This is a genomic window from Pseudomonas sp. P5_A2_2, assembly GCF_054177685.1.
Window position 1 is genome coordinate 1 of sequence record NZ_JBGCUL010000151.1, and the last position, 7767, is coordinate 7767.

Annotated in this window: 8 protein-coding genes and 1 pseudogene; 6 read left to right on the forward strand and 3 right to left on the reverse strand. The window is 59.8% G+C overall.

The window, feature by feature from the left end:
* Nucleotides 1–344: pseudogene (locus tag ACXRVY_RS12020) on the reverse strand (tRNA uracil 4-sulfurtransferase ThiI); the annotation flags it as partial.
* A gap of 328 nt (nt 345–672) precedes the next feature.
* Here ACXRVY_RS12020 and glnA point away from each other — a divergent pair.
* The 3 genes from glnA to ACXRVY_RS12035 all read left to right on the forward strand — a co-directional run bounded on the left by glnA (nt 673) and on the right by ACXRVY_RS12035 (nt 3511).
* Entirely contained in the window at nt 673–2079 is a 1407-nt protein-coding gene (glnA, locus tag ACXRVY_RS12025) for a type I glutamate--ammonia ligase (RefSeq protein ID WP_458237461.1), read from the forward strand.
* Between the two features lie 299 nt (nt 2080–2378).
* Complete coding sequence (locus tag ACXRVY_RS12030; protein ID WP_223457839.1) at nt 2379–2894, forward strand: DUF4124 domain-containing protein; 516 nt, start codon at nt 2379–2381, stop codon at nt 2892–2894.
* The gene (locus tag ACXRVY_RS12035) at nt 2891–3511 is read left to right on the forward strand and encodes a DUF4124 domain-containing protein (protein ID WP_223457841.1); all 621 of its coding nucleotides are present in this window, start codon (nt 2891–2893) and stop codon (nt 3509–3511) included. Before ACXRVY_RS12030 ends, ACXRVY_RS12035 begins: the two co-directional genes overlap by 4 nt.
* A 48-nt stretch (nt 3512–3559) precedes the next feature.
* On the opposite strand, the gene ACXRVY_RS12040 is transcribed toward ACXRVY_RS12035, so the two are convergent.
* Nucleotides 3560–3718 carry a hypothetical protein gene (locus tag ACXRVY_RS12040; RefSeq protein ID WP_223457842.1) on the reverse strand — a complete coding sequence of 53 codons (159 nt, stop codon included), beginning with the start codon at nt 3716–3718 and terminating at the stop codon, nt 3560–3562.
* A 23-nt stretch (nt 3719–3741) separates the two neighbouring features.
* Between ACXRVY_RS12040 and glnL the strand changes: the two genes are divergently transcribed.
* Nucleotides 3742–4827, forward strand: coding sequence for a nitrogen regulation protein NR(II) (glnL, locus tag ACXRVY_RS12045; RefSeq protein WP_057712404.1), 1086 nt, complete (start codon nt 3742–3744; stop codon nt 4825–4827).
* Complete coding sequence (ntrC, locus tag ACXRVY_RS12050; protein WP_223457843.1) at nt 4824–6260, forward strand: nitrogen regulation protein NR(I); 1437 nt, start codon at nt 4824–4826, stop codon at nt 6258–6260. Before glnL ends, ntrC begins: the two co-directional genes overlap by 4 nt.
* Before the next feature lie 554 nt (nt 6261–6814).
* On the opposite strand, the gene ACXRVY_RS12055 is transcribed toward ntrC, so the two are convergent.
* Nucleotides 6815–7255 carry a hypothetical protein gene (locus tag ACXRVY_RS12055; protein WP_458237462.1) on the reverse strand — a complete coding sequence of 147 codons (441 nt, stop codon included), beginning with the start codon at nt 7253–7255 and terminating at the stop codon, nt 6815–6817.
* On the opposite strand from ACXRVY_RS12055, the gene ACXRVY_RS12060 reads away from it, so the two are divergent.
* Nucleotides 7254–7709: a tRNA (cytidine(34)-2'-O)-methyltransferase gene (locus tag ACXRVY_RS12060; RefSeq protein WP_223457845.1), complete on the forward strand. Its 456-nt coding sequence runs from the start codon at nt 7254–7256 to the stop codon at nt 7707–7709. The genes ACXRVY_RS12055 and ACXRVY_RS12060 overlap by 2 nt on opposite strands.
* Nucleotides 7710–7767 lie beyond the last annotated feature (58 nt).

Sequence of the window (7767 nt, forward strand, 5' to 3'; positions counted from 1 at the left end):
CGCTTGCAGCGCACCGAGAAAATCTTCCCGGCCAGCGCATCGCCGTAGTGCTGCCTGCACTTTTCGGTGATGTCGTCGAAGTCGCCCAGCGGGTACTCGTCGATCTGCAGAAAGTGCGCGATGCCCGGCATGCAGGTCAGGCGCTCACCCATCTCTTTCAAGGCTTTCGGGTCGGTGACGCGGGTTTCCAGCTCGAGATTGTCCCACACGCCGTTCACCACCACGGCCGGGTCCAGATCGCGGAGCACGGCGCGGATGTTTTTGGCCAACTGGCGGATAAATTTCGTCCGGACAGGTCGACTCTTGATGGTGATCTCGGGGAAGACTTTTACGATTAATTTCATGGAAACAGCGCGCGCAGGGTCTGCCGAAAAAGGGGGGCGCGGATTATAGCGGAAATTGCTCAAGGTTTAACCAGTTAATGTGTAGAAGGTTTTGCGCGCACCAAAACAGGTCATTTATTGAAATGAACGCCACATTGTAGGGCGGGATTTTCCGATTTAAGGTGCTTTTCCACCTGACAGGCGTGAAATTGGGGCAAAAAACCCATGGTGGGGCACTGGCATGCAATTTGCTCCCTTGTGAGGCAGGTTGCCTTGGCAGAGTATTCGCGCCGGCATCACCCACATTTAAGGGCATCCATTACTAGCCCGAAGCCACCCGGAGGACACTATGTCGAAGTCGGTTCAACTCATCAAAGATCATGACGTCAAGTGGATTGATCTGCGCTTCACGGACACCAAAGGCACTCAGCACCACGTGACCATGCCGGCTCGCGATGCGCTGGATGACGACTTCTTCGAAGTCGGCAAAATGTTCGACGGTTCCTCCATCGCTGGCTGGAAAGGCATCGAAGCCTCCGACATGATCCTGATGCCGGACGACTCCACCGCTGTTCTGGATCCGTTCACCGAAGAACCGACCCTGATCCTGGTCTGCGACATCATCGAGCCTTCGAGCATGCAAGGCTACGATCGCGACCCACGTGCGATCGCCAAGCGCGCCGAAGAGTACCTGAAAGCCACCGCTATCGGTGACACTGTGTACGCCGGTCCAGAGCCAGAGTTCTTCATCTTCGACCAGGTGAAGTTCAAGTCCGACATTTCCGGCTCCATGTTCAAGATCTACTCTGAACAAGGTTCGTGGATGTCCGACCAGGACATCGAAGGCGGCAACAAAGGCCACCGTCCAGGCGTCAAAGGCGGCTACTTCCCGGTTCCACCGTTCGACCACGACCACGAAATCCGTACCTCCATGTGCAACGCACTGGAAGAAATGGGCCTGACCGTCGAAGTTCACCACCACGAAGTGGCGACTGCCGGCYAGAACGAAATCGGCGTCAAGTTCAACACCCTGGTGAAGAAAGCCGACGAAACCCAAACCCTGAAGTACGTCGTGCACAACGTTGCCGATGCCTACGGCCGCACCGCTACCTTCATGCCTAAGCCGCTGTACGGCGACAACGGTTCGGGTATGCACGTGCACATGTCCATCTGGAAAGATGGCAAGAACACCTTCGCAGGCGAAGGCTATGCCGGCCTGTCCGACACCGCCCTGTACTTCATCGGCGGTATCATCAAGCACGGTAAGGCCCTGAACGGCTTCACCAACCCGGCGACCAACTCCTACAAGCGTCTGGTTCCAGGCTTCGAAGCTCCGGTAATGCTGGCCTACTCGGCTCGCAACCGTTCCGCTTCGATCCGTATTCCTTACGTGTCGAGCCCGAAAGCCCGCCGTATCGAAGCACGCTTCCCGGATCCGGCTGCCAACCCGTACCTGTGCTTCGCCGCACTGTTGATGGCTGGCCTGGACGGCATCCAGAACAAGATCCACCCTGGCGACGCCGCTGACAAAAACCTGTACGACCTGCCGCCTGAAGAGGCCAAAGAGATCCCACAAGTTTGCGGCAGCCTGAAAGAAGCCCTGGAAGAGCTGGACAAAGGTCGTGCGTTCCTGACCAAAGGCGGCGTTTTCAGCGACGACTTCATCGACGCTTACATCGCCCTGAAAAGCGAAGAAGAAATCAAGGTACGTACCTTCGTACACCCACTGGAATACGAGCTGTACTACAGCTGCTGATCCGGTAGCGCCCGCGCAAGCGGCGTGACAAAAGAGAGGCCTCCTTCGGGGGGCCTTTTTTATGTGCACGATTCGATGGCTGATCTGTTTCCCTGTGGGAGCGAGCTTGCTCGCGATGACGGACTGACATTCAACAACAATGTTGACTGAACCACCGCAATCGCGAGCAAGCTCGCTCCCACAGGGGATTGAGGCGTCCGCCAGATCTCCGTGAATCATGCGCAAATGTTTAGCGACTTGGGCCAACCACCAACCCTGACCTATGCTGCAACCCTACGTTTTCGTTTCCGGTTGTTTTTATGGGTCGCGGTTATCTGTTCATCCTGCTGCTGATCGTTCTGCCCGCCACGGCGCAGATCTACAAATACACGGACGCCAACGGCGCCACCGCGTACAGCAATCAACCGCCCGACGGCGTCAGCGCCCATCCGGTCGACTTGCCGCCCCTCAACAGCGTCGAGCGCCAGCCTCCCGGCGAAGTCGCACCTGCTGCCGAGGCCGGTCGTAAAGAACAGCCTCACAAGACCTATGAAGTGCTGGAGCTGACCGGCCTGCCCACCACCGAAGCCCTGCGCGCCAACAACGGCACGTTCACCATAACGGTGCTGATCAAGCCGCGCCTGCAAGCCCCCCACCTGTTGCAGCTACTGCTGGACGATCAGCCCTACGGCCAGCCAGGCAATGTGCCGATCCTGCAACTGGTGAACATCGATCGCGGCGAACACCGTCTCGCCGTACAAGTGATCGATGGCGAAAACGTTGTACAGCAGAGCCCTGCGGTGACATTCGCCATACAGCGGGTGCACAAGCCTTGAAGGCCTGGCTACTGATCGCCTGCCTGATCGCCCTGCCCGCCTCGGCAGAGGTCTTCATGTATGTCGACGCTCAGGGCAATCGGGTTTTCACCGACCAGCCAAAACCCGGTAACGCCAGGTGCGTACCGCTGACAAAGAGCAATCGAATAGCGGCCATCCCCACCGGTGCAACGCCGTTGAGTGCTGATAGCAGTCCTGAAGTTCAAGCGCCGTTCCACTATGACTTGTTGCGCATCCTGGTCCCGGAACCCGACGCCACCATCCGCAGCAACGCCGGTGAAGTCATCGTCAGCGCCACCAACGAGCCCGGCCTGCAACCCGGTCATCGCTACCGGTTGCTGCTCGACGGCCAGCCCACTGCCGAACCCGGCCTGAGCCCGGTGTTCCCGTTGAGCAACATCGATCGCGGCAGCCATACCCTGTCCGTGGAAATCCTCGACGAACAGGGACGCATCGTCGAACGCACCGCCAGCCAGCCTTTCCACATGCAACGCACGTCTCTCGCCCAGAAGCGCAGGATCAAACCCTGCACCCTCGAAGACTACGGCCAGCGACCGGAATGCCCGCTCAGCGACAAACCCGCCGAAGAAAAAAATCCTTTTCTGAGACTTTTCTAACCTCGTTCAGGTTTGCGCACTATATTGGTGCAGCTGCTTGCACCGTACTCACATTCCAACCCATTTTGGTTCGAAACTACCCGCGATAGCTGGCAGAACGCCACGCAAACGAGCGTCAAACGCCTGTTTCAGGCGCTGAACGCTTCTTTTCGGAGCCTTGGTTTGGTTTTTGCATTTTGCCCGTACCAGCGCTTTTTTCTTGCGCATGCTCTGCCCTAAAAGAGGTCCCGATGACCATAAGCGACGCACTCCACCGCTTGCTACTCGACAACCTCACCACTGCCACCATCCTGCTCGACGCCGAACTGCGCCTCGAGTACATGAACCCGGCGGCGGAGATGCTGCTGGCCATCAGCGGTCAGCGCAGCCATGGGCAGTTCATCAGTGAGTTGTTTACCGAATCGACCGAAGCGCTGAATTCGTTGCGCCAGGCCGTCGAACAAGCGCACCCGTTCACCAAACGCGAAGCCATGCTCACCGCCCTCACCGGCCAGACCCTGACCGTCGACTACGCGGTAACGCCGATCCTGAGCAACGGCGACACAATGCTGCTGCTCGAAGTCCACCCTCGTGACCGCCTGCTGCGGATCACCAAGGAAGAAGCACAGCTTTCCAAGCAGGAAACCAGCAAGATGCTGGTGCGCGGCCTGGCCCATGAAATCAAGAACCCGCTGGGCGGGATTCGCGGCGCGGCACAATTGCTGGCCCGGGAACTGCCGGAAGAAAGCCTGCGCGACTACACCAACGTCATCATCGAAGAAGCCGACCGCCTGCGTAATCTGGTGGACCGCATGCTCGGCTCCAACAAGTTGCCGTCGCTGGCCATGTGCAATGTCCACGAAGTGCTGGAGCGCGTCTGCCATCTCGTAGAAGCCGAAAGCCAGGGCTGCATCACCTTGGTGCGCGACTACGACCCAAGCATCCCCGACGTCCTGATCGACCGCGAGCAAATGATTCAGGCCGTGCTGAACATCGTGCGCAACGCCATGCAGGCCATCAGCAGCCAGAACGAGCTGCGCCTGGGTCGCATCAGTCTGCGCACCCGCGCCATGCGCCAGTTCACCATCGGCCACGTGCGCCATCGCCTGGTGACCAAGATCGAGATCATCGACAACGGTCCGGGCATCCCTGCAGAACTTCAGGAAACCATTTTCTTCCCCATGGTCAGCGGACGTCCGGACGGTACCGGACTGGGCCTGGCCATTACCCAGAACATCATCAGCCAGCACCAGGGCCTGATCGAATGTGACAGCCACCCCGGCCACACCACCTTCTCGATCTTTCTGCCACTGGAACAAGGAGCCACATCGACATGAGCCGTAGTGAAACCGTGTGGATCGTCGATGACGACCGTTCTATCCGTTGGGTCCTGGAAAAAGCCCTGCAGCAGGAAGGCATGACCACGCAAAGCTTCGACAGCGCCGATGGTGTGATGAGCCGCCTGGCGCGCCAGCAGCCGGACGTGATCATTTCCGACATCCGCATGCCCGGCGCCAGCGGCCTGGACCTTCTGGCGCGGATTCGCGAGCAGCATCCACGACTGCCGGTCATCATCATGACCGCTCACTCCGATCTGGACAGCGCTGTCGCGTCCTATCAGGGCGGCGCTTTCGAGTACCTGCCCAAGCCGTTCGACGTCGACGAAGCGGTTTCCCTGGTCAAACGCGCCAACCAGCACGCCCAGGAACAACAAGGCCTGGAAGTCGCCCCGACCCTGACCCGCACCCCGGAAATCATCGGCGAAGCGCCGGCGATGCAGGAAGTATTTCGCGCCATCGGGCGCTTGAGCCACTCCAACATCACCGTACTGATCAACGGCGAATCGGGTACCGGTAAAGAGCTGGTGGCCCACGCCCTGCACCGTCACAGTCCGCGGGCAGCGTCGCCGTTCATCGCGCTGAACATGGCGGCGATCCCCAAAGACCTCATGGAATCCGAACTGTTCGGCCACGAGAAAGGCGCATTCACCGGCGCGGCCAACCTGCGGCGCGGGCGCTTCGAACAGGCTGACGGCGGCACGCTGTTCCTCGATGAAATCGGTGACATGCCTGCCGACACCCAGACCCGCTTGCTTCGCGTACTGGCTGATGGCGAGTTCTACCGCGTCGGCGGTCATGTGCCGGTGAAGGTCGATGTGCGCATCATCGCCGCGACTCACCAGAATCTGGAAACCCTGGTGCATGCCGGAAAGTTCCGTGAGGACTTGTTCCATCGCCTCAACGTGATCCGCATCCACATCCCGCGCCTGTCGGACCGTCGCGAAGACATCCCGACCCTGGCCAAGCACTTCCTCGGCCGCGCCGCCCAGGAGCTGGCGGTCGAGCCGAAGCTGCTGAAAAGCGAAACCGAGGAATACCTGAAGAACTTGCCGTGGCCCGGCAACGTGCGGCAGCTGGAGAACACCTGCCGCTGGATCACAGTGATGGCTTCGGGTCGCGAAGTGCACATCGGCGACCTGCCGCCGGAGCTGCTGAGCCTGCCACAGGATTCGGCGCCCGTGACCAACTGGGAACAGGCCCTGCGCCAGTGGGCCGACCAGGCGCTGGCCCGCGGTCAGTCGAGCCTGCTCGACAGCGCCGTGCCGGCCTTCGAGCGGATCATGATCGAGACCGCCCTCAAACACACCGCCGGCCGCCGCCGCGATGCCGCCGTATTGCTGGGCTGGGGGCGCAACACCCTGACCCGCAAGATCAAGGAATTGGGGATGAAGGTGGATGGTGGGGATGATGATGAGGGGGATGAGGCTTAAACAGTCTGTAGTTAATCGCGGCTAGTTAGATCCAATCGCGAGCAAGCTCGCTCCCACAGGGTTAATTGGTGTTCACACAATCGTGACAACACTGAATATCCACTGTGGGAGCGAGCTTGCTCGCGATGCTTTTTGGGTTATCAGTGCACCGCCGCAATGCACCGTGAACCGCAATCGCGCACGAAAACAGCTTCGAATCCCCACCTGCTTTCGCAATCGAATCCCTTTCGAAAAAACACGAAAGCCCCGAATCTCGGGGCTTTCAGCGTTTCAAACCGGTTTTTTGTTTCTCTTTGTGAAAATTGGCACGCCCCCTGCAATAACCCTTTCAAGTGAATCAGATCACTTACCCGGTTTCGGGGACCTTGGTACAGGCAGGCCGGGGATTCCCCTCTTTACACCGGGCTCACATCGCATCCGCGACGAGCCCAGCCGTTTTGGGGTCCTTGGTACAGGCAGGCCGGGGATTCCCTCTTTACACCGGGTTCAGACGCGATGCGCGAACCCTCCCGTTTTGGGGACCTTGGTACAGGCAGGCCGGGGATTCCCCTCTTTTATTGCTCCCGGAGATGGATCTCCRGCCGCCAGCGGTCATCGACCTCGCTACCGGTCCACTCGCCCTGCAGGGGCCGGGCCGCCACCAGTGTCAGCAACAACCCCCCATCGCTCAAACGTACCCGCCAGTTCACGTCCTTGCCGCCGAGCTTGAGCTGGCCTTTCTGCGCCTTGCCCTCGGCGCCAAACAGCAGCGCGACACTGCCATCAACCATCTCGCCGTGGGTCTTGGGTTCGTTGTTGAACCACACCACCAGCCCGTCGCTCGTCACCTCAACCTGCTGCAACTGGCTGGGGTCTGGCGTAGTCAGGCGACCGATCATCATCCCGACCATCACCCCGACAATCGCCAGCGAGCCCATTACCCGCAGGAATAGTTTCGAACGCACGCCTTCTGGCGGCGTAGAATGCGCGTCATCTTTACCTTCGGAGCCGTGCATGTTTCACGTCATCCTTTTCCAACCAGAAATTCCGCCGAATACCGGCAACGTTATCAGGCTGTGCGCCAACAGTGGCTGCCACCTGCATTTGATCGAACCGCTGGGCTTCGAGATGGACGACAAGCGCCTGCGCCGGGCCGGCCTCGATTACCACGAGTATGCCACCCTGCAACGCCACGCGGACCTGGCCAGTTGCCTGGAAAGCCTCGGCCATCCGCGGGTATTCGCCTTCACCACCAAGGGTTCGCGGCCGTTCCACGATGCCAGCTTCGCCCCGGGCGATGCGTTCCTGTTCGGCCCGGAAAGCCGGGGCTTGCCCGCAGAGGTGCTGGACGCCCTGCCCGGCGAGCAACGCCTGCGCCTGCCGATGCGCGAGGGCTGCCGCAGCCTGAACCTGTCCAATACCGTGGCAGTGGCCGTGTACGAAGCCTGGCGTCAGAACGACTTCAAATAACACCGCATAAAAAATGTGGGAGCGAGCTTGCTCGCGATGGCGGTGCATCAGTCAACAT

Bases quoted from the DNA above. Each gene is read 5' to 3' on its own strand.
- ntrC (WP_223457843.1), top strand. From the start codon at position 4,824: ATGAGCCGTAGTGAAACCGTGTGGATCGTCGATGACGACCGTTCTATC.
- ACXRVY_RS12030 (WP_223457839.1), top strand. From the start codon at position 2,379: ATGGGTCGCGGTTATCTGTTCATCCTGCTGCTGATCGTTCTGCCCGCC.
- glnL (WP_057712404.1), top strand. From the start codon at position 3,742: ATGACCATAAGCGACGCACTCCACCGCTTGCTACTCGACAACCTCACC.
- ACXRVY_RS12040 (WP_223457842.1), bottom strand. From the start codon at position 3,718: ATGCGCAAGAAAAAAGCGCTGGTACGGGCAAAATGCAAAAACCAAACC.
- ACXRVY_RS12060 (WP_223457845.1), top strand. From the start codon at position 7,254: ATGTTTCACGTCATCCTTTTCCAACCAGAAATTCCGCCGAATACCGGC.